This window comes from Corallococcus sp. AB049A, assembly GCF_003668885.1.
In the GTDB taxonomy this organism is placed as follows: domain Bacteria; phylum Myxococcota; class Myxococcia; order Myxococcales; family Myxococcaceae; genus Corallococcus; species Corallococcus interemptor.
The window spans coordinates 1-527 of sequence record NZ_RAWL01000936.1 but is presented as its reverse complement, the minus strand read 5'-3'; the positions used below and the strand labels follow the sequence as shown (position 1 = coordinate 527).

1 protein-coding gene is annotated in these 527 nt (G+C 68.9%); it reads right to left on the bottom strand.

What is annotated here, in order from left to right:
* The coding region (locus D7X55_RS40320) for an AMP-binding protein (protein WP_147470472.1) at positions 1-527 on the bottom strand (527 nt) is incomplete at both ends.

Below are 527 nucleotides of genomic sequence, written 5' to 3'. Positions count from 1 at the left end.
TGGTGGGAGTGGGGGAGGCGTCGAAAGCGCAGGCAGTGGCGTCGACGGTGCACTCGGTGGGGCCGTAGACGTTGAAGACGCGTGGACGCGGGGCCTGGGCCAGGTGGCGCCAGGTGGCCGGGTCCACGGCCTCACCCCCCACGAGGACGCGGCGGGGAATGGACTGGCGCTCCAGCAGGCCTTCATCCACCAGCAGGCGCAGGTGCGCGGGCGAGCAGTCGAGGACGTCCAACGCGTCGTGGCCGATGCGATTCACCAGCTCGGCCACGTCGGCGCGGGCTTCGTCGGGGACGATGCAAAGCGTGTGGCCATCGAGCACCTGGATGAGTTGCTTGACGGAGGCGTCAAAGGAGAGCGGTGCGTTGACGCTGACGCGCTCTCCCGGCTGGGCATCCGCGTGCACGGTGGCAGCAAGCGCGACGCGCAGGTTCAGCACGGAGCGGTGCTGAATCATCACGCCCTTGGGACGGCCGGTGCTGCCCGAGGTGTAGATGATGTACGCCAGGTGCTCTGGAGTGACGGACGTC